General features: G+C 30.0%; 20 protein-coding genes and 1 pseudogene. 14 read left to right on the top strand and 7 right to left on the bottom strand.

The window, feature by feature from the left end; all coding sequences use genetic code 11:
* The first annotated feature begins 87 nt into the window (after positions 1 to 87).
* Positions 88 to 360, top strand: coding sequence for a DUF3253 domain-containing protein (locus AA089_RS20690; protein WP_053002613.1), 273 nt, complete (start codon positions 88 to 90; stop codon positions 358 to 360).
* A gap of 54 nt (positions 361 to 414) precedes the next feature.
* Here the strand turns inward: AA089_RS20690 and AA089_RS20685 are convergent, their stop codons facing one another.
* The 5 genes from AA089_RS20685 to AA089_RS20670 form a co-directional block, all read right to left on the bottom strand.
* Positions 415 to 3,387, bottom strand: coding sequence for a DNA polymerase III subunit alpha (locus tag AA089_RS20685; RefSeq protein ID WP_046758917.1), 2,973 nt, complete (start codon positions 3,385 to 3,387; stop codon positions 415 to 417).
* Between the two features lie 2 nt (positions 3,388 to 3,389).
* Positions 3,390 to 4,604, bottom strand: coding sequence for a DNA polymerase Y family protein (locus AA089_RS20680; protein ID WP_046758916.1), 1,215 nt, complete (start codon positions 4,602 to 4,604; stop codon positions 3,390 to 3,392).
* A 182-nt stretch (positions 4,605 to 4,786) separates the two neighbouring features.
* On the bottom strand, positions 4,787 to 5,767 hold the full coding sequence (locus AA089_RS20675; RefSeq protein WP_241480020.1) for an FAD-binding domain-containing protein: 981 nt from the start codon (positions 5,765 to 5,767) through the stop codon (positions 4,787 to 4,789).
* Positions 5,768 to 5,818: 51 nt separating this feature from the next.
* Entirely contained in the window at positions 5,819 to 6,178 is a 360-nt protein-coding gene (locus tag AA089_RS25610) for a deoxyribodipyrimidine photo-lyase (protein ID WP_241480019.1), read from the bottom strand.
* 103 nt (positions 6,179 to 6,281) lie between these two features.
* The gene (locus tag AA089_RS20670) at positions 6,282 to 6,680 is read right to left on the bottom strand and encodes a VOC family protein (protein ID WP_046758915.1); all 399 of its coding nucleotides are present in this window, start codon (positions 6,678 to 6,680) and stop codon (positions 6,282 to 6,284) included.
* A 247-nt stretch (positions 6,681 to 6,927) separates the two neighbouring features.
* Here AA089_RS20670 and AA089_RS20665 point away from each other — a divergent pair, with 247 nt between their 5' ends.
* The 8 genes from AA089_RS20665 (at position 6,928) to AA089_RS20630 (ending at position 14,799) form a co-directional block, all read left to right on the top strand.
* On the top strand, positions 6,928 to 7,377 hold the full coding sequence (locus tag AA089_RS20665) for a ferritin-like domain-containing protein (protein ID WP_046758914.1): 450 nt from the start codon (positions 6,928 to 6,930) through the stop codon (positions 7,375 to 7,377).
* Positions 7,378 to 7,624: 247 nt separating this feature from the next.
* Entirely contained in the window at positions 7,625 to 8,092 is a 468-nt protein-coding gene (locus AA089_RS20660; protein ID WP_046758913.1) for a hypothetical protein, read from the top strand.
* Positions 8,093 to 8,309: 217 nt separating this feature from the next.
* A complete protein-coding gene (gene xerA, locus AA089_RS20655; protein ID WP_082113394.1) occupies positions 8,310 to 9,596 on the top strand; it encodes a site-specific tyrosine recombinase/integron integrase in 1,287 nt (428 codons plus the stop codon).
* 111 nt (positions 9,597 to 9,707) lie between these two features.
* Positions 9,708 to 10,364, top strand: a complete 657-nt coding sequence (locus AA089_RS25025) for a hypothetical protein (protein ID WP_046758912.1) — start codon at positions 9,708 to 9,710, stop codon at positions 10,362 to 10,364.
* A gap of 145 nt (positions 10,365 to 10,509) precedes the next feature.
* Positions 10,510 to 11,244 (top strand): DUF7003 family protein, encoded by a 735-nt coding sequence (locus AA089_RS20645; protein WP_046758911.1) that lies wholly within the window; start codon positions 10,510 to 10,512, stop codon positions 11,242 to 11,244.
* Between the two features lie 230 nt (positions 11,245 to 11,474).
* Positions 11,475 to 12,896: a hypothetical protein gene (locus tag AA089_RS20640; RefSeq protein WP_046758910.1), complete on the top strand. Its 1,422-nt coding sequence runs from the start codon at positions 11,475 to 11,477 to the stop codon at positions 12,894 to 12,896.
* 201 nt (positions 12,897 to 13,097) lie between these two features.
* Positions 13,098 to 13,673 (top strand): hypothetical protein, encoded by a 576-nt coding sequence (locus AA089_RS20635; RefSeq protein WP_046758909.1) that lies wholly within the window; start codon positions 13,098 to 13,100, stop codon positions 13,671 to 13,673.
* 550 nt (positions 13,674 to 14,223) lie between these two features.
* Positions 14,224 to 14,799, top strand: a complete 576-nt coding sequence (locus AA089_RS20630) for a Crp/Fnr family transcriptional regulator (RefSeq protein WP_046758908.1) — start codon at positions 14,224 to 14,226, stop codon at positions 14,797 to 14,799.
* A gap of 447 nt (positions 14,800 to 15,246) precedes the next feature.
* On the opposite strand, the gene AA089_RS20620 is transcribed toward AA089_RS20630, so the two are convergent.
* On the bottom strand, positions 15,247 to 15,924 hold the full coding sequence (locus tag AA089_RS20620) for a DUF4386 domain-containing protein (RefSeq protein WP_046758906.1): 678 nt from the start codon (positions 15,922 to 15,924) through the stop codon (positions 15,247 to 15,249).
* A 162-nt stretch (positions 15,925 to 16,086) separates the two neighbouring features.
* On the opposite strand from AA089_RS20620, the gene AA089_RS20615 reads away from it, so the two are divergent.
* The 5 genes from AA089_RS20615 (at position 16,087) to AA089_RS20595 (ending at position 20,078) form a co-directional block, all read left to right on the top strand.
* A complete protein-coding gene (locus AA089_RS20615) occupies positions 16,087 to 16,542 on the top strand; it encodes a DoxX family protein (RefSeq protein ID WP_046758905.1) in 456 nt (151 codons plus the stop codon).
* A gap of 250 nt (positions 16,543 to 16,792) precedes the next feature.
* Positions 16,793 to 17,194: a carboxypeptidase-like regulatory domain-containing protein gene (locus AA089_RS20610; protein WP_046758904.1), complete on the top strand. Its 402-nt coding sequence runs from the start codon at positions 16,793 to 16,795 to the stop codon at positions 17,192 to 17,194.
* Between the two features lie 177 nt (positions 17,195 to 17,371).
* Entirely contained in the window at positions 17,372 to 18,379 is a 1,008-nt protein-coding gene (locus AA089_RS20605; protein WP_046758903.1) for a hypothetical protein, read from the top strand.
* A 221-nt stretch (positions 18,380 to 18,600) separates the two neighbouring features.
* Positions 18,601 to 19,479 (top strand): hypothetical protein, encoded by an 879-nt coding sequence (locus AA089_RS20600; RefSeq protein WP_046758902.1) that lies wholly within the window; start codon positions 18,601 to 18,603, stop codon positions 19,477 to 19,479.
* Positions 19,480 to 19,610: 131 nt separating this feature from the next.
* Positions 19,611 to 20,078: a hypothetical protein gene (locus AA089_RS20595; protein WP_046758901.1), complete on the top strand. Its 468-nt coding sequence runs from the start codon at positions 19,611 to 19,613 to the stop codon at positions 20,076 to 20,078.
* Positions 20,079 to 20,178: 100 nt separating this feature from the next.
* Here AA089_RS20595 and AA089_RS25605 read toward each other — a convergent pair.
* Positions 20,179 to 20,405: pseudogene (locus tag AA089_RS25605) on the bottom strand (hypothetical protein); the annotation flags it as partial.

The raw sequence follows: 20,405 nt of genomic DNA, 5'->3' as shown, positions 1-20,405 counted from the left end.
CATTACTTCGGTGTCAAATAATTAAAGGTTCAGTAATTTTAACGAATACTGAACCTTATTTTTTTTGAATGTTTTAACTATAAAAACTTGGAAAAAACAATCTATCTAACAATTGAAAGTAAACATTTGGAGTTCGCAGAAGCTAGAGGTTTTGATAAAACTTACTGCCCTTCTGAAGTTGCTAGAGCTTTGTTTCCAGAGAATTGGCGTGAAAAAATGGATGATATCCGTTCCGTTGCCGATGATTTATTTATGGATAAAAAACTCATTGTTTCGCAATTTAGGAAAGACTTAGATAGCAAACCTAGTGAGGTAAAAGGACATATCAGATTAAGACGTGGACCAAATTTTGAATCATGAAAGTAATAATTTTGTAGGTTATAATTACGTTATATTGAATGTATGTAAATAAGTTTATCTAGTGTTAATATGCCTTGGATCACTTTGAATTGCTTGAAATTCAACTTTTTCAGCGATGATGGAGTAATATTCCATTTCTTCAATGACTTTCCCTGTAATTTTATAAATTCCTTTACTCAAAATAGGATACTTTTCAGATACATTTGGGAAATGTACGGTATCAAAAACGGTTCCTTCCCTATCGAGAAATGTACCGAAATGCATTAAACGTTTATCAGAAGTGGGAGTTCCTTTAGCCGTGATGAGTTTTCCATATATAACTATTTGTTTTTTATTATAGTTAGGAATGTCACGAGCGAGCAAATTATTTACAGTAGGTATTTGTAAAAGCTCAAAACGTGAAATTAATGGATATCCTAATAATTCTATTTGGTCATAAGCATCAATTAATTTATTGGTTTTGAAACTAGGCAATTCAAATGATTTCTGTTCAGGAACAAATAAAGTAGCTTCTAAAGCACACTTTTTAGACTTCTTTAATTTAAAATGAGCTTCCCAAGCAACTTCGTGTTTGTCTTTTCCAGTAAAACGAAATGCATCAAGTCGTATTAAAACCATGATTTGTTCCAAACTGATTAAAACCTTGTTTATGAAATCCTCTAATGATGTAAATAATCCAGTTTGCGTACGCGCTATTAGTATTTTTTCAATCGTTTTCACTTCCAATGATTTGATTGTCTTAAAACCTAAATAAAGCGTTTTATCTTTAATACAATAAATAGCATCGCTATTATTTACACAAGGAGGTTCTACAATTCCGCCACATTTAATATATTCATTTATATAAGTTTCTACATTATAAAATCCACCACCATTGTTCAGTACAGCAGTCATAAACTCTAACGGAAAATATTTCTTTAGATATAAGCTTTGATAACTTTCTACTGCATATGAGGCACTATGTCCTTTAGCAAACGCATATCCTGCAAAGGCTTTTATTTGATTCCATATTTCTAGGGTAAGTGAGTCTTGGTAACCTTTTTGTTTACAGTTATCAATAAATTTCTGTTCTATTGTAGTAAACTCATCTTTAGACCGAACTTTTCCTCGCATTCCACGTCGCAGTATATCGGCTTCCGCTAATGAAAGTCCCGCAAATTTATGGGCAACTTTCAAAACATCTTCTTGATATACCATAACACCATAAGTATCGTTTAAAATTTCAAGCATTACTGGATGTGCTTGTTTACAGCGTTCAAGATTTCTATGGCGTAAGATGAACTCATTTTTCATACCGCCATTTGAAACACCTGGGCGAATGATGGAACTCGCAGCAACTAAATTCAGGTAATCTTGTGTTTTTAATTTAGTCATTAATACACGCATGGCAGGACTCTCTACATAAAAAACCCCAACACAATTTCCTGTTTTTAGAAGTTCATTGATGTTGTCATCACTTGTAAATTGTTTGTAATTGTGTATATTTTTAATTTTTGCATTTGGCTGATTTTGCTGAATAATTTTAATTGCATCCTTAATTTTGGGAAGTCCCGTTTGGCTAAGAATATCAAATTTATGAATCCCGACACTTTCAGCAATATTCATATCTGATTGTATTGTTTGATAACCTTTTGGAGGCATGAAGGTTCCAACAAAGTAATGAATTGGCTTTTTGGTAATAATTATTCCACCTGCATGAACGCTTAAATGGTTTGGAAATCCATGAATAAGTTTTCCGTATTTGGTTATTAATTTGAAATATTGGTCGCTGTCTGTTTTGGAATTTACTTTTTTCCCTAGTAAGAAATCATCAATTTCGTTTTTTGGTAATCCAAAAACTTTTCCTAGTTCTCTTACTACTGCTTTGTACTGAAACGTTACATATGTTCCCATCAAAGCAGTATTTGGATAACGCTCAAATATATAACGCGTAATATCTTCACGATCTTCCCAAGCAAAATCGATATCAAAATCAGGTGGAGAACTTCGATATACATTAATGAATCTTTCAAAATATAAATCCAATTCAATAGGATCTACATTCGTTATTTTAAGAATATATGCGACTAAAGAGTTTGCACCGCTTCCACGACCTATATAAGGATAGTTATTGCGAATCGCATAATTTATAATATCATAATTTATAAGGAAATATGATACAAATTTCATTTTTTTAATTGCCTGCAATTCCTTTTTTAATCTTGCATGTAATTCTTCTGTTGGATTTGGAAAACGGGTTTCCAACAATCGATAACATTCAGATTTCAAAAAGTTGAAATCTTCCTCCTCACTATCGAAAAATATATCTTGATTCATATTTTGAGAATCCTCGTCAAATAAAAAGTTCACACTACAACTTTTCAGTAAATTGATAGTATTCTCAATCGCTGTTGGAAATTCTTCAAAGGCTTTTAATAATTCAGATACGGGAAGCATTTGATGACTTTTACAACCTTGTTCATCAATACGTAGTTTGCTTAATAGTGTATTTAAATCAATAGCTCGTAACAATCGATGTGCATTATAACCTGATTGGCTAGTAAAAGTAACTGTTTGCTGTACCACGAGTTTTTGTGTATAGGTACTTATTTTGGAAAATCGTAATCGATTGATTTCTTTTGGTGCAACTCCTATATACTCATTTGGTTTTAGATTTATATATTTCAACTCTTGCACTTTCCGAAATGGATAAATTACAATTGTATCTTCAAGCGTTGGAGCATTTAAAGGAAAGTCCATATCATTATGAAGATGTTTTGATATAAATTCGTTAATTCGCTGATAACCCAGATTTGACTGTGCCAACAGCACATATAGCTGTTCCACTCCATTTCGGATATCGCTACCGATAATAGGATGAATTTTTTCATTTTTTACTTCTCTTAGAAAATCCAAACATGCGGTTGTACTATTTATATCCGTAATTGCTAGATATTTAGAACCATGCATTTTTGCAAGTTCTATAAGTGTTTTGATGTTTAGCGTTCCATAACGAAGCGAATAGTATGTATGACAATTGAGATACATGATTATTGTTTCCTCCTAGCTAAAACTATGGGCGGTTCGCCATTGAAAGGGTTTCTATTGCTACGGATTGATTTTGAGTCCATTGCAGAAGCGCGCATTATTGCTGATGCTCCAAATCTGTTTCGAATAGTATCCATAGAAGAATATAAATTGAGTAACGACTCATTATCATCAAATAAATCGATTTGATGACAACCTTTGACAAGATGCGAAGCTTTCACACCGATCAAACGTACTAGTATTCTTCGATTGTAAAGTGTTTTAAAAAGATCGAGTATCGTACTAATTATTTTATCATCAGAACTTGTATAGGCTATACGTTTTTGCTTGGAATATGTTTTATGATCAGAATATTTTATTTTTAGTGTAATACAAGCGGTCAAACGATCATCCATGCGAAGTTGGTATGCAATTTTCTCTGCCATAGCAATTAAAGACTCTTTCATTTTTAAGACATCTGTGGTATCTTTCTCGTAAGTTCTTTCAGTTGAAATTGATTTTCTCTCTGTATATGGTACTACGGGAGTATTGTCTATTCCTTGGGCTCGTCTCCAAATAGTTTCTCCATTTTTGCCCAAAACAGATTTCATTACATCCAATGGCATTTCTTGTAGTTTCCGTATTTTATAAATACCTAAATTTTGTAGTGTTTGTGATGTACTATTCCCAACCATCGGGATTTTACGAATAGACAATGGGGCTAGAAAAGGTTTTTCATAGCCATAGTCAATTTTCAGTTCGTTATTGGGTTTGGCTTCGCCAGTTGCCACTTTGGAGACTACTTTATTTTGTGACAACCCAAAAGATATTGGGAGTCCAGTTTCATTAATTATTCTTGTTCTTAATTCTTTAGCATATTTATAATTACCGAAGAACTTGTCCATGCCTGATAAATCGACATAAAATTCATCAATACTTGTTTTTTCAAATAGGGGAACTTCATCACGTATGACATCTGTAACGAGGTTAGAATAGCTACTATATATACCTGAGTCTCCTTTAATACATATCGCTTCAGGACACATAGCACGTGCCATTTTCATTGACATTCCCGAATAAATCCCGTACGCTCTGGTTTCATAACTTGACGCTGCAACTACGCCTCTGTCTGATAATCCGCCAACAAGTAGGGGCTTGTTTTTTAGACTACTATCTCTTAATCGTTCACATGATACAAAGAAAGCATCCAAATCTAAATGCAGAATACTTTTTTCCATGCAACAAAATTAACTAATATTTGTAGTAATATTTGCTTCTATTTGTAGCATTAGTGCTTTTTTATTAACAAATTAGTGGCGTTTTGGAATTTCTTAAGATCAATCTTACAAGTTAGTTATATAAATTTATTCGAATCTGATAGAATAATCTTATAGCGCATGTATACTAGGAAAATGATCTATTAATTCTCCTTTTTAATTTTATTGATTGCTCTAGTCCATTTTTTGAATATTTCTATGGGCTTATCGTACGAGTGATCTTTGAATTCCCAAGGAATAAGTACCTGCATATCGTTTAAATTTTTAATTTCAGGTATCCATTTTCTAATAAATTCTTGTGCTTTGTATTTGTTTGCTTGATTAATGGGATTTGTATACCAAATTTCATATGCTTGCACGTGCCAATTCATCCAATTTGAAGCAACATCATAATCGATGAGCTTAGATTCAAAATATGATGCTCCCCAAGTCCAATCAATTTTGTAGTCATGTATCAAGAAACTAGCACAATTTACACGTCCCCGATTACTCATAAATCCTGTTTGGTTTAATTGGCGCATATGCGCATCTATGAATGGAATTCCAGTTGTACCATTACACCATCTTTTAAATAATTTGTTATCATTTTCAAATTCCAATTTCTTTTTTGAATAACCTTCCGTTTGATAAACGGCATTTTGCATCCGCATTAACTTAAATGTAAAATAATCACGCCAAACAACTTCGAATATCATCCACCAAGTACTTTGGTTTTTTTTAATTATATTTTCATATTGTTTTACAGCTTCGTATATAGTTCGTGGCGATAAGCATCCCAATGCCATGTATGGAGAAAATTTCGAGCTATAATCCATTCCTAAAGATCGATTCCGTGTCCAACGATATGAGGTCAGTTGTTGAGTTTCAAAAAGATATGAATTTAATCTTTTTAATGCTTCGGTTTCGCCACCTAGCATAAAGGTTCTCTCAAAATTTTTTTCAGAAGTAAATCCTAAATCTTCTAGATTTGGCAGTTCTCCCCAATCTATACTTTCATTGGTATCAATTTTAATATAATCAGGTGTTGGTATTGTTTTACGAACTTCTGTATTTTTAGTAGTATTTATTCGATAAGCTTTTGAGGTCAGCGGAATTTTGTCAATACTATATGGAATATCATTCAAGTGATACAGTGTTCTTCCACAATATAAATGAAACTCACATTGATTAGCTAACTAATTTCTGATGTTTTTCAGAAGTTGGCACTCTTCGGTTGCAAATTCTTGCTCTGCATAGATTTCATTACATTGCAATGATTGTGCAAGTTTCGGAATTATTTCAACTGCGTTTCCAGTCCTAACTAGTAAATTCCCTGAAATAGATTTCAAATTTTCTCTTAAATTTTCTACCGATTGCTTTATGAAATCAAATCCTACTTGATCAGTTTTGGGAAAACCTAGATCCAAATTGCGATAGCGTTCCGTATCGAATATATATACAGGAATTATATTTTTACCTGTTTCGATTGCTTTTTGTAACGCTTCGTTATCGTGCAGTCGTAAGTCGTTTTTAAACCAGAGTAAGATCGTATCCATTTTACATTTTTGTGTTGATTGCTTGGGAATTCTATATATCTTTTATCAAAAAAAGTCTAACATGTATCTATGTCAGACTTTATATATATTTATATAAACTGTTTTATTCCGTAAAATTAACCATCCAGCTTATGCCGAATTTATCCGTACATCTACCATAATGCCCCCATTCTCTTTCTCTGAAATCATGATGTACGATTCCATCACTCGAAAGTGAATCAAAAACAGTTTCTGATTGAGATAAATTATCACAATCAATACTCATATGCACCTGATTCCCGTGATTTAAAGGTGTATCTGGAGAAGCATCATACGCCATAAAATGAATTCCTTTTCCTTTTAATTCTGCGTGTTGAAGATTTTTTCTGTAAGAAGCAGGAACATCCATTTTTTTATCTTCATAGGTAATTCTATTGATGACCTGAGCATCGAATAAATTACTGTAAAAATTTAGAGCTTCTTGACAATTTCCCTTAAATGCTAAATATGCTTGTATTTTCATGATTATATATTTATTGATTATTAATTATAAAATTATATAATCTCACAACTCTACTTTAACTCATTTAATAGTTATTGTAGCTCGATCAGATAGGTGAAAAATGTTATTTTTTTATGATTCATCGATGTTAGAATCAATACTCAATTATTATACTAATAGAGTCAATTTTATTATTTATTAAGCTAAAAACAACTCTGCATTCAAAGTAATTTTACGTATATCAATAACAATTTTAAAAAACAGAACCATGAAAAAAGAAAATGCTTATAATGACAACTTACGAGAAATCTTAGAGAAAACCATTGACGCACAAAAAGGTTTCAATACTGCAAAAGAGAATACTGACAATGTAAGATTAAAAAATTATTTTTCTGCAAGAGCAACCGAAAAGCAACACTTTATTTCAGAATTGAAAGACGAAATGACAAAATGCGGTTGTGATTTTAATGATGTAGATGGAACTTTTACTGGAACTATTCATAGGGGATGGATGGATTTTAAAGCACTCCTTTCTATAAATGATGCAGAATCAATGATAGAGGAAGCGATACGAGGAGAAGAATCAGCTTTGGAAGAATACAACGAGATTTTGAATAAAGGAATATTACCAATTAGTTTAAGAAATGTATTATTAGATCAAAAAGTTAAGATTCAGTCTGGAATAAATAATCTGGATATTTTGGAAGACTCAATATAGTCCAAAGAATATGAATTCTGAAAGTCCTCTAATGAGGGCTTTTTTTTTGATTATTACTAAAGGGAATTTCATTTGTTGTTACACAAAGTAAATATATAGAAATCAATGTGCCGACTATTACATGATAAACAATATTCATTGATGCAAAAACATTTCTTCTTAGTAAGCTAGAAGTTATTATTCGATTGTATACATAAGTTTAAAAATTTCCTTGACATGATTTTAATTAAATATAGTTAAAACTAAAATGTTAGATGTTATTAAACAGTATTTTGACAATGCGTATTTCATGGCTGGTATTCATCAGGTTCAAGAATTAACTACAGCACTTGCGCTTATGACAATGAAAGATAATGGTAAAGCGGTTATCGTATTAAATACACATATCGAATTTGATGAACAAGGTAGAATAAAATACAAAAGAGCATTTTTAAACTGGCTTTACAAACATTATCATGTACGTGATATCATCAACCTAGATTCTACAATCGTCACGAAAGATAAAAATAAGAAACAGAAAAAAATGTTGATTCTAGTTAATGGACGAAAAACAAAACCAACCTATAATACGCCCACAAAAGAAAACCAACCACACCTAGCCGATGTGATTGTTTCATTTTATGAGCTTTGGGAGCGATTTAAAGAAAATAAAATTCCTATGATCGAAATTATGATAAAACAGCTTAAAATTGCTAAAAGGCAATATGAAAAGTAAAGCTTATGTTTACTTCAAGTCAAAATTTCTAAAATCGAACTTTTTGATGGAAGATTTGATGTCTATCGGTTTATTTATAGATGAACAAAAATTTGAACGATGTTAATAACTAGAAACAACGTTTATAAAATCTTTTCAACGCTCATGAATTATACTCAATTAAAGAAACAAAACCTCCGTATATTCCTAGTATTTGGAGTAATAACAGGAAGTTTTAATGAAAGTAACGGATATTTTTTATAGAAATGAGTATTGGTATGCAGTTGAAATTGATAAAACAGACAATAGAATTGAACTTATCAAGACTTATACGTATTCAAAATGGTATCATAAGTATAAAAAATGGCTATTTCCTAAAAATGAAGCTTCAAGAACCTTCTTAAAGTCCATTGCAAGACAACCAAAAAAAGAAGTAACATTCATCATTCTCAAAGGAAATAGACTCCGCATCACTTGTCATCCTACTCAGGAAGGGATTAAATTTATCAAATCACTTAGTTATTACTATTATAATTCAGATTATAAACATTGGACAATTCCCTTTACAGAAACTAATACTGATGCATTGGAGTCAATACTAAAAAAACAATACAAGATCAATTACATTGATAAGAGAGAAAAAAGAGCTAAGAAGCCATATAAAACTAAACTATTAACAGAACACCATAGAGATTGTCCTGATATTGTAATTGATAAATTAAAAGCATTACGTTACAGTGAATCAACTATCAAAATTTACATAAGTTTTCTATCAATTTTTTTTACATATCACTATGCTTATCAGCCTCAGGAAATTACTAATGAAATGATTAGAGCATACATGCGCTATTTAGTTCAAGAAAGGGAAATTAGTGAATCATATCAAAATCAAATGATTAATGCCATAAAGTTTTATTATGAAAAGGTATTAGGAGGAAAACAACAAACTTATTTTATAGATCGCCCAAAAAAAAGTAAGCCTTTACCGATTGTACTATCACAAAAAGAGACCATTCAATTACTTAAGTCAGTTTCTAACTTAAAACACAAAACTATTTTAACTGTAATTTACAGTTGTGGTCTCAGAATTAGTGAACTCATAAACTTAAAATTATCATCTATTTATTTAGAAGAAAATAAAATACATATTATAGCAGGCAGAGGAAAAAAAGATCGTTATGTGACTTTAGCCGAAAGAACTAAGAAACTCATAGAAATTTATACTAAAAAATATGCTCCAGAACAATATCTAATTGAAGGACAAAAAGGAGGGAAATATACAGCATCAAGTATTCAAAAATTTATAAAGAAATATTGTAACGAAGCAGGTCTTACAAAAAATGTAACTCCTCATACACTCAGACATAGTTTTGCAACTCATTTATTAGAAAAAGGCATCAGCTTGCGATACATACAATACATATTAGGTCATCAAAATTCAAAAACAACCGAAATCTATACACATATTACGCAAACAGGTATTGAAAATATTAAAAACCCTTTGGATGATTTTGACTTTGAGTAAGAAAGTTGTAGTTTTAAACATAACTAAATTACGAAAAAAAATAGGTTTGGTTATAATAGAAATATACCGAATTCGGTATATACATACGTTGTGTGTAATTAAAACAAGCCAATGAAATCTAAGGTTTTTATCATATTTTTTCTTCTTTGTTGTTTAAGTTGTAAAACGACATTTGAAAACTTTAATAAAAAATCAGATAGAAAAAAGCAGGAATTTGTACGTGAGAACTTAAATGAATTTGGTGGTTCTGACCTTTGGAATTTTATATATCAATTGCAAAAAGAAAACGTTGACTTATCAATCTACAATGACCTTTTCAAAGAAAAATTAGAAAAAGTGGAGTTTGCATTTGACTTTTATGTTTTATCGGATTTACTTTCTCAGAACACTGAAAATAATGCTTATTTGACAAAAACCATTAATGACAAAATTGAATTATGGGACTCTGGAAATTGGTCTGAAAAAATGTGGAAATTGATTTCGGATAATGGTTTTACTATTTCAAAACCAAATTACTATTCTGTAAGAGACGGAAATAAAACATATAAGTTCTCTGAATTTATGACTGATAAAATAAATAATAGTCAGCTTGGTAGAAACCCATTACTAACTGTTGATTTTGATGTTGTTTTCTACGAAAAAGGAAAATTATCTCAAACTGTTGACACTTTGAGAATAAAACAAATTGATTACATTCGGATATCAGAATCAATCAAATTATTCGGAAATAGAGGAAAAGACGGAATGATTAAAATATTGACAAAATAACTACACACAACAATGGCTATAAGTAATTGCTTGTTCTCGCCTACTTTGGAAATTTCTGCGGAATTTACAACTTGGTGTGTACTTGCAAAGTTTCGTGCAAACCCGCGCAACTACTCATAGCCGAGACCGTTACCATACATACCAAATGAACATCTTCGGATTTAATAAAAAACAGGAATATTCATCGAAAGATATCTTAAAGCAACTAGACCAGTGTGCTGAGGATTATACATTTCCAATGTTGGATAATGGATATGTTTACCCTATTCATTCTAAATTGATTGGATATCGAGACGAAAAACGTTGGGTTTTAATAATCGAAGTATTCGGATTTAACTATCGTGGTGGTGGACACGACGGGATTAGTAATTGTTTGCACATTTTTGGAAACTGCATTAATACCAATCCTGGAACTGACAATTCAAATTTCTTAAACATTACAGATAATAGTTCTGATTTCTCAACTTTCGATGAGGAATATCTTGAAAGTTTAAATCCAGATGCCAAAAGTATGATGTTAAGAGAAAACGAAATTATAATTAATCATAATCGAGAATTTTATCTTACAAAAGGAATTGAACTTGAAGAGGAAGATAAAATTTTCATTTGGGAGTTTTTAAGAGGTTTAGAACCTGAATACAATAAAGATTTTGAAGCAACTGAAAAAGAAATCAGAGACCGAATACCTACTGACTTACCAAAGATTATAGAACTAACGGAATGGAATCACCCTGACTGTGCTGATTCGGAACTTCCGAGCAAAAATGAAACTTTTAAGCAAATAGCAAAGGTTTTAGAAACTGGACAAAAGGAATTTTATAAACCGACTAAAAAGCCAAATAATCATTGGAAAAATTGGCCTGATGGTGGGACATTGTAGAAAAATACGTATGGTAACACGGTGTATAAAACATAGCTAATAAGTGCTTAACCTAAAGGTTTTGTATATTTATAAAGTCCGCCAAATTTTTAATTTGGCTTTTAAATCTAAGAAGTTAAATCAAAATATAAAAAAATTGGCTCAGTGATAAACCCAAAATATAGTACCTTTTAACACGCTACGTTTCATACACTGAGCCGTTGGCAACAAGCTAAAGAAACATTCTGCATATGATTAAAATTTATTTCGATTGGAACGTTTTGTCACAAATTAAAAATGGAAAGCACAGCGAGCTAAAAGAAATAATATCTGATAATGACAAACTGTTTATCCCATTTTCCACATCACACATTGGAGATATTTTCTCAAGTTTTAAAGACACAGAAGAACAAAATAATTATATCAAATCTGATTTAAGTTTCATTTCTGAAATCACAAAAAACAAGTGCCTAATGAATACGGGCAAAGAGGTTGTTTTAGATTTCTATCCACCAGAAGAACTTTTTCAACAGAGAATTGACGAGAAGGATTTATTTAAAGATATCAGTTTAGACGGATTAATGAACGTCTTTGAACAAGACGAATTGACCAAACCAATTGGAAAAGCCCTGATTAGTCTACTAAAAGCAATCCCACTAGAGGAATCATTTAAACAAGCATTTGAAAATCCTGAAAGTGCCAAACAGATGGAACAGATGTTTCCTGGATTAAGTAAAAACCCAACTATGGAAGGTTTTTTTCAAAGTTTCAGTAAAATGAACTTAAACTTGAATGAATCTGATAGTTATAAAGATTTAAGGAAAACAGTTCAAAGTGGAACTGGTATTAATCGAGATAGAATTTACAATTCAAAAAATCCATATAAAATTATTGATGATAAATATAAAAAGTTAGGTGTTGCACCTGACCAATATATTGATAATACAAAAAATGCGCCTGAATGGTTTAACGAAATTACCAACGAATACATTTTACTTGATATGCACGGCTTTCAAGAAGATAAAATCAATATTGGTAAAGGGAGAAAAGAGACATTTAAAAACACAACAGAAGATGCATTTCATTCAGCTTTTGCTTCAACTTGTAATTTCTATGTAATTAATGATAATAAATCATTTCTGAAAACAAAAGCTATCTACAAGAAATTAAACATTAATACTATAGTCTTAAAGCCATCTGAATTTGTTGAATACTATAAAAACTATCTTCAAATAAATAACCCTATTTTAAATTTCAGAATACCCTTTGAAATAATTAAATCGGAAGAATATTATGAGGAAATTATGGACGATGCTGTTTTACGGACTTACTTTGTTCCTTTCTTTTTCTTTGGTTTCTTTAATAAAATAATGGTTTTATTACCAAATGACAATAGTAGTTCAATTATATTATTAAGTCAAAATGGACCTAGTAATCATCGTGCTTACTCAATGGAAATTCAAAGACTATACAAAGAATTAAATAGTATATTGGGAGACGATATAGATAATTTGGGAGAAATAAAAGAAGTGGAATTTAAACAAGACGAATGGATAGGTCGTAAATGGAAAATTGAAGATTTTACGTTTCGATTAACAAGACCAAATGGACATTTTCAACTATATTTTGACCAGTTAGAAACAAGCGAAAAGCCAGTTGCCAACAATGTATAAAAAAAATAGGGCAAGAAGTACTTAATCGAAAGGTCTGTGTGTATTTGCCAAGTCGCCAAATTTTTAAATTTGGTATAATTAAAAAGAGAAAAGATAATTAACAAAATTTAAAAATTCGGCTTTAGCTTAATCCGAAAAGTATCGCTTACAACTGCTCTACTTTTCTTATACTAGACCGTTGTAAGTAATTCGAAAAAGCTTTTGAAAAAAATATTAATACTTCTAATTGGAATTCAATATTGTGCATTCGGACAGGACTTTTCGAAGCTTAAATCCGAATTAAATACCAAATTCCCTAACGATTCAATAGTAGGAGACAATGTTTGGGCTTTTTATGAAGAAATTGCTAATATTAAGGAAATTGATAAAAGTATTATAAAAAAATATCTAAATGGCTCAAATATTTATCAAGTAACATTAACCAATTATTTAGGCTATCATATAGAAGATGCTGACTGTTTGGTAATTTTCAACAATAAAACATCTGAATTAGAATTAATTCCACCAATTTGGTTTGACCGATCAATGAATGACTTTTTCTCTAAGTTTTTTGGTAAAAAGTTTGAATCGAAATCCGAACTTCAAAAATTCATATCTCAAATGCAAGACTTGATGTTGACGGGATCTGTTCGAAAAAACTTTGAAAACACTAAGTTTGAATCTAATAAAATTTCTTTTGATTTGATCGAAACCAGAAAATCTAAAAAGAAAGTTTGGAGGAAAATGGAAATTGAAATTAAGGATAACGTAATGATTGACTTTATAAAAGAGAAATAAAAACTACTTACAACAATTTGTATATTACATATGCCGCCTTCAGCAGGCAAACGCAACATACAAGAGACGTAATATATAATTCAAAAAAGAATCGGAGACATCCGTTAGAAAAAGAGATTATTGGAATGATTTTATGTAGTTTTTAAAATCGTACAGATTTTCATTTAAGTTTTTGTCAGTTACACTGTGAAAGACAGTTCTTTCAAACATTGTTAATGTACTCAAAAACTTCAATTAAGGTAGTTGATTTATTTCACAAAATCAACTCCTTATAAAAAAACTATAAAATCTAACATTGTAAATAGTAAAAAAAGACACGCCTTATACAAACATAAATCGCATTTTTTTTACTATTTCAAACGGTTTTTGATGCTCATTTCGGCTCTTTTTTAAACACCTGTTTTTTTGCTTAAATTTAAGTTGTAATTTAGTTCTATTAAGAACGCAAATAAACATATATATAACAATAGAATAAATTTGCATTAAAACGCAACTTATTCTTATCGTTAGCCACAAGCTGAAAAAAAACTGAGATAATATTAATTGTACGATGTTTAGTGAAATAGTAGAACTTATTAGGCAAGCAATAGAAATTTCTGATGAAGAAGCAAAAATAGTTGAAGATTGTATTCCAATTAAGCCTTTTGAGAAAGGCACAATACTGTTAAGAGAAGGGCAAATATCAAAAGAGTCCTATCAAAATTTATCTGGATTAGTTCGCAAGTATTATATCATTGATGGTAATGAAGTAACGACTAACTTTTACGAAGAAGGCACATCAATTGCTTCTTTTACTAGTCTGCATCAAAAAACACCTGCAAAACACTATTTTGAATGTATAGAAGATTGTCGGCTTGCAATTTTGAATAAGAATAAAGAAAAGGAACTCATTGAAAAAGTACCCAAATATGAAACTTTATGTAGAACTTCTGTTGAAGAGAATTTAGGAAAACAACAAGATTCTCTAGCTGATTATTTAATTTCTTCACCCGAGCAACGATATTTAAGTTTACTAAATGATAAACCAAAACTTTTAAATAGAGTTCCACTTTATTATTTAGCAAGTTACATTGGTGTGAAACCAGAATCCTTAAGTAGGATAAGGAAGCGAGTTCTAAAAAGATAGTATTTTGAATATTAATAAGTTAAATATAACAGTATCTTGCAAGATATAAGCTTCCTAAAATTATTAATAGGTTAATTATATAAATTGTAATACTTGAGTATTTTGAATATTTAATGTTTTGATGCTTTGAAATTACAACTATCGCACTCATAATAAAAAACCAAAGTGAGAAGAAAAAAGATAGTTTTTTGTATATAATGAGACCAACCAAATCGTGTATAAAACCTGAAAAACAAAAAGTTAAGACTACAGCTAAATACGGATAACATATTTTTTTTAATGGTTTATAGATATGTTTATTGAGGTAATAGTTCCATATAGGATTCCAATGTACCCAAAACAAATCAAAAGAATTTGCACCTAAAGACCTTTTTAGCATATTCCATAAAGAATTCTTATGTCCAAGTGGAACACCGTTTCGTCTTTTTACATAATTATTTAAAGATATCATACACTAAAGGTTTTTCGTGAAAAACCTTTAACCAATAACCAAATCGTGAAAGATAATTCACCTATTACACCAGTTAAAACCACAATTGTTTCTAAATAAGATTTATAATCTCTGTAACTGGCTAAATATAATTTGGAGAATCCATCAATAGCATATCCAAAAGCAGCAAGAATTAATAGAAATCCTATGATTTTAGGTATATAACTTGATTTTATAGCTAATAAACCAAGTAATAGCAAATGGATACCAAAAAAGAGCAGTCCAATCGTCCAAAGCTTATCGAAATTAGATAGTAAATAAATGACACTATTTTGTAATTCTTCCGAATTTATTGCTTGAGATGTAATTTTATAAACCTCAATTAATTTAGCTAAAGCAATTATAAAAAATAAGGCGTGTAACCCTCTGAAAATAGAAGCGATATATGACAATACTTTTTGAGTTGGTTTTGTAATTTTAAATAAGGCCCATATCAAAAATATATCTGAAATCAGCATCACTAAAAACCCAATCAACCCTTGTCTAAATTGAATAGAATTATTAATAATATTCAAGGTTGTTTGTTCACTACTATTTAAATCTATAAGAGATTCCAGTATTGCAAAATTTGCATAAAAACCAGAAATAAAAATTAAGAGGTAAGCAATACCTGAAACTTTAGCAAATGTTTTCATAGTGTTGTATTTTAAATTATTCTACAAAACTATGATGAGTTAGAAGGTTATAAATTGACTTTGGTTAAGAAGTGAAATTAATAAGAAAACGCATTACTTAACCAAAGTCAATTTTTAAAAGACAATCATTACTAACCTTTGCAACTCATTAATTTCTAAAATATGAAACCATTAATCATACTTTTATCAAGTTTTCTAATTTCCTTGATTGTTATAAAAATTACAAACAAGGAATATGATTTTGCTCTATTAGGAAGAATTGCAATGTCAATAATGCTGTTGTTTACAGCAATTGGGCATTTTGCTTTTACAAAAGGAATGTCGATGATGATACCTAATTTTGTTCCTTATAAAGAGACATTTGTTCATCTAACTGGAATATTTGAAATTTTACTTGCAATAGGTCTTCTTATTCCTCGATTGAAATACATATCAGGTTGGACTCTAATTATTTTTCTTTTGTTAATGTTACCTGCCAATATTTATGCTTCAATACATAATATAAACTATCAAAAAGGAACATTTGACGGAAATGGTCTAGCCTATTTGTGGTTTAGAATTCCTCTACAATTTCTTTTTATCACCTGGGCTTATTTTAGCGCAATCCGAATTAATTAAAGAAAAAAGCCAGTGGCTAACACCGTATATAAAAAATAGTGGCTTAAGTGCTTAATTTAAAGTTGGTTTTGTAAATTTATTGTCAATTACAAACCGAAAATTTAGTGCGTAAAAACCCACTACTTTTCATATACAATACCGTTGGCATTCATTTATGAAAATCAGAACTATCATTTTAACATTGGGAATTTTAATCGGACTAATAAGCTGTGCGAAAAAAAATTATGTGGTGTGCGGACTTGGTTCAGATATGAATTTGATAACATTAGACAGCAAAATAATTGAACTGAAAAGAATCGGAATTGCGGACACAACTCTTGCCAGTATTTCTGGAAAAATTTATGCAAAGTCGATTAATAAAAATGATACTCTGACCGATAATTTTGCTTTTACGAATGTTTGGGTAAGAGACTTAAAAACTGACTCTTTAATCGGAACTACATCTGACTCGAAAGGTGAATTTCAATTTACGATTCCTGCATCTGAATATGATTTACAAGTGCAATTTATTGGATTTAATAATCTTAAGATTAAGAACGTAAAAGTCGGAACTGGAGATATTATAAGCTTTTCAGCAATTCTCGGTCAAGGAGATGGAACAACTGAATATAAATGGAATCAAGCGGAGTTCTATAATAACACGAATAAATAAAAACGAAATGCCAACACCGTGTATAATTAATTGCTTGGTCACTGCCGACTTACGAACATTCCTGCGGAATATTCTATCTGTGATTTATTTGCTAAATTAGTTGCTTAACCACGCAACTAACCATACACAATCACGTTGTAGGTAATACAACACAAGCACAGAAAACACCTTTATAAAATGGAAGATTTATCTAGTAATGAAATATTTCTTGACATATTAGATAATTTCACAATAGAAGCCGAGAACTCGATAGAAACAGAAAAACTTGCTGAAGAATTAAAAAAAATAGACAAAATAGATTTTAATAATTTTGACAATGTTGAAAAACGAGCAAAATTATTTTTAAAAATATCTGAATCACTATACCAATCTTCTAAAATATCGATAAATGAGTTTTTCTATTACCAAAACCACGCTATTGAAGGTCTGATGTTTGAGTCAAGGTTTTCTAAAGGACATTACAATTCAGAATTACAACCAATAGAAGATGAAATAGATAAAGTTAAAGAAAAACACAATCTTAAGTCTGATGAGTATTGGTTAATAGACGAAGCACCATCTGAATATCAAATCCTAAATGAACAATACGAAAAAGTACTAGATAATAAAATCGAAAAATTATTCAGAGAATTTGCTTCGGCAAAAGCATTAGCATCTTTTTTAAATGAAAAAAAAATATTCAAAGAGATTGTTGAAATCGGTCGAAAATCAGTTTTTGTAAAAGATGAAACTGATAGACTTACCGAATTAAATAAAATATATAAAAAAGAAGCTGATTTAAGTGAAAGTGCGAAAGCATTTTTATCAGCCAGTATATTGCTTGGTTCTATAATTGAAACAAAAATGATAATAAAGTGTTTAGAAAACCTAGATAAAGTTAAAGCTGTTGTCCGAGAAATTAAATCTAATAAAGAAAAAATAAATATTAAGTCTAATAAACCAACTGATTGGAATTTAAACGCTTTAATAGAAGTATCTAAAAAATGTAATTGGCTACCAAATATTGAGACAGAAAAGTTTGTTTTTTCAACTGAGAATATATGTCATTTTATAAGAAATATTAGGAATTTGGTTCATCCTGGTAATCATATAAAGAAAGCAAGTAGCTTAACATTAAGTGAAAATAATTTCAAAAAAATTAAAAATTCTTATGAATTAATTTGCTTGACATTAAACAGAACTTAAAATAAAGTACTACCTACAACACTATATATAACAAATAGGGCCATTAGTGTTTAACCGAAAGGTTGTTGTCTATTTGCGAAGTCGCCAAATCTTTTGATTTGGTATTAAAAGAGAAAAAATAAAACAAAATGCAAAAGATTTGGCTTGTGGCTTAACCGAAAATAATTGCTTATTTTCTGCCCAACTTGCCATATATTTAACGTTAGCAAACATTAACAAAAATGATAAAAAAGATAATTCAAATCAAAAATGTTGGTAGATATAAAAATTATAATGCCGATAATACATTTAGTGAATTATCCAAGAACACTGTCATTTACGGAAATAATGGAAATGGAAAGACTACTCTATCTTTAATTCTAAAGTCTTTGCGAGGTAACAATGACCTAATAAAAAAGAAACAAACATTCGGAACAGAAGAAGAACAAAAAATTAAAATATTAAGTGATGAAGGAATTATTCAATTCAAAGATGGGAAATGGAATAAATCCAACAAAAATATTGAGGTTTTCGATATTCACTACGTTGAAGATAACTTAATAACAGGTTCTCTTTTACCTGATTCAAGCAGGTCTAACTTATTTGAAATAGTTGTTGGAGAACAAGGCATTAAATTAAAAAAAGAAGCTCTCAGTTTAATTCAAGAACAAAAAACATTTCAAAAAAAAAGAAAATCATTAAATAATAAATTGAAATTTAAAAAGAATGAACTTACAGATGATGATATTTCTGAAATAAAAATTCAATTAAATTTCATCAAAGAGGAAGTAAAAAAAAGAGGCCTTAAAATAAGAGAACTGAACAAAAAGATTGGAGAATCCACGAAAGATATATTCAGTAAGCATATTGAAGAAATTAATAAGCAATTACTTTTTTTTACACCATATCTACAAATAAAAAAATTTACAGGCAACAACAGACATGGAAAACAACTTCTCTCTTACTACCTTAATGTTAGTGGCTTCAGCGTTGGCTTTGAAAGGGATAAAAAACCCTACTCTTCGGTAAAATATACACTAAGCGAAGGGGATAAAAGCGCCTTAGCATTTTCATTTTTCTTAGCTAAACTAAATATCTCTGGTAATCTTGAAAAAAAATAATCATTTTTGACGACCCTATTTCAAGTTTTGACTACGCAAGAAGAAATGCTACAATAAATCATTTAAAAAGACTTGGAGAAAAATGTAATCAAATTATTGTATTAATACATGATATTAATTTCGCAAAAACTTTGAGCAGTAGGTTTGGTAGCAAGAATGTACTGAATCTAAAAATAGTTAAATCAAAAGATTCAAGTGTCATTACAAAACAAGATATAGAGGAAGAAACCCTTTCAGGAATATTTAAAGATATTAGTATCTTAAAAAACTATATCGAAAATGGAGTTGATTCAAATCTTCAGAAAAGAGATGTTATTAGGTGTATTCGTCCAATAATTGAAGGTATAATCAGAATTAAGTTTTTCACGCACATTAAACATAATGAATGGTTAGGAGATGCTATCAAGAAAATTAGAGAATCTTCTGAGACAGATGAGATGTATAGGCTAAAACCAGTTTTAGATGAATTAATTGACATTAATGATTATTCCAAATCCTTTCATCATAGTGACCCAACCAATCCATGGGGAGATTTAATCAATGACGAAGAATTAAAGATATATGTTAATATGACATTAAACCTAATTCAAAAAATATAAAAAACGTTTGCTAACAATGGTAACCGTTGCACAAGTCAATAATTTTACAAAAATCGACTAATTTTCAGCTCTTTTAAGGATATCTTTCTTTCGATACTTGTTATGGAATCCTAAAATTTAGAGTTCTTAAAATCCAGTTACAGTTGCCAAATAGTGACTTTATTTTAAAAATGACTAGAGCAAGTGATTTTGCTCCACTTTTTGCTGTTTTTGTAACAAATTTCAGGTACTTCTTCAAGTTATAAGCAATGGCTGCCATATGCATGACTTTGTTAGCTTGTTCAATTCCTAATGTATTGATTTTTCTGAGTCCCATATATTCCTTTA

Source organism: Kordia jejudonensis (assembly GCF_001005315.1).
Classification (GTDB): Bacteria; Bacteroidota; Bacteroidia; order Flavobacteriales; family Flavobacteriaceae; genus Kordia; species Kordia jejudonensis.
Note: the sequence above shows the minus strand (reverse complement) of the source record. Positions and strands in the feature narration are given on the sequence as shown.

What these genes read in the sequence shown, in the direction of transcription:
- AA089_RS20685 (WP_046758917.1), bottom strand. Translation starts at nt 3,387, where the DNA reads ATGTATCTCAATTGTCATACATACTATTCGCTTCGTTATGGAACGCTA.
- AA089_RS20680 (WP_046758916.1), bottom strand. Translation starts at nt 4,604, where the DNA reads ATGGAAAAAAGTATTCTGCATTTAGATTTGGATGCTTTCTTTGTATCA.
- AA089_RS25610 (WP_241480019.1), bottom strand. Translation starts at nt 6,178, where the DNA reads ATGGATACGATCTTACTCTGGTTTAAAAACGACTTACGACTGCACGAT.
- AA089_RS20670 (WP_046758915.1), bottom strand. Translation starts at nt 6,680, where the DNA reads ATGAAAATACAAGCATATTTAGCATTTAAGGGAAATTGTCAAGAAGCT.
- AA089_RS20665 (WP_046758914.1), top strand. Translation starts at nt 6,928, where the DNA reads ATGAAAAAAGAAAATGCTTATAATGACAACTTACGAGAAATCTTAGAG.
- AA089_RS20660 (WP_046758913.1), top strand. Translation starts at nt 7,625, where the DNA reads ATGTTAGATGTTATTAAACAGTATTTTGACAATGCGTATTTCATGGCT.
- xerA (WP_082113394.1), top strand. Translation starts at nt 8,310, where the DNA reads ATGAAAGTAACGGATATTTTTTATAGAAATGAGTATTGGTATGCAGTT.
- AA089_RS25025 (WP_046758912.1), top strand. Translation starts at nt 9,708, where the DNA reads ATGAAATCTAAGGTTTTTATCATATTTTTTCTTCTTTGTTGTTTAAGT.
- AA089_RS20645 (WP_046758911.1), top strand. Translation starts at nt 10,510, where the DNA reads ATGAACATCTTCGGATTTAATAAAAAACAGGAATATTCATCGAAAGAT.
- AA089_RS20640 (WP_046758910.1), top strand. Translation starts at nt 11,475, where the DNA reads ATGATTAAAATTTATTTCGATTGGAACGTTTTGTCACAAATTAAAAAT.
- AA089_RS20630 (WP_046758908.1), top strand. Translation starts at nt 14,224, where the DNA reads ATGTTTAGTGAAATAGTAGAACTTATTAGGCAAGCAATAGAAATTTCT.
- AA089_RS20620 (WP_046758906.1), bottom strand. Translation starts at nt 15,924, where the DNA reads ATGAAAACATTTGCTAAAGTTTCAGGTATTGCTTACCTCTTAATTTTT.
- AA089_RS20615 (WP_046758905.1), top strand. Translation starts at nt 16,087, where the DNA reads ATGAAACCATTAATCATACTTTTATCAAGTTTTCTAATTTCCTTGATT.
- AA089_RS20610 (WP_046758904.1), top strand. Translation starts at nt 16,793, where the DNA reads ATGAATTTGATAACATTAGACAGCAAAATAATTGAACTGAAAAGAATC.
- AA089_RS20605 (WP_046758903.1), top strand. Translation starts at nt 17,372, where the DNA reads ATGGAAGATTTATCTAGTAATGAAATATTTCTTGACATATTAGATAAT.
- AA089_RS20600 (WP_046758902.1), top strand. Translation starts at nt 18,601, where the DNA reads ATGATAAAAAAGATAATTCAAATCAAAAATGTTGGTAGATATAAAAAT.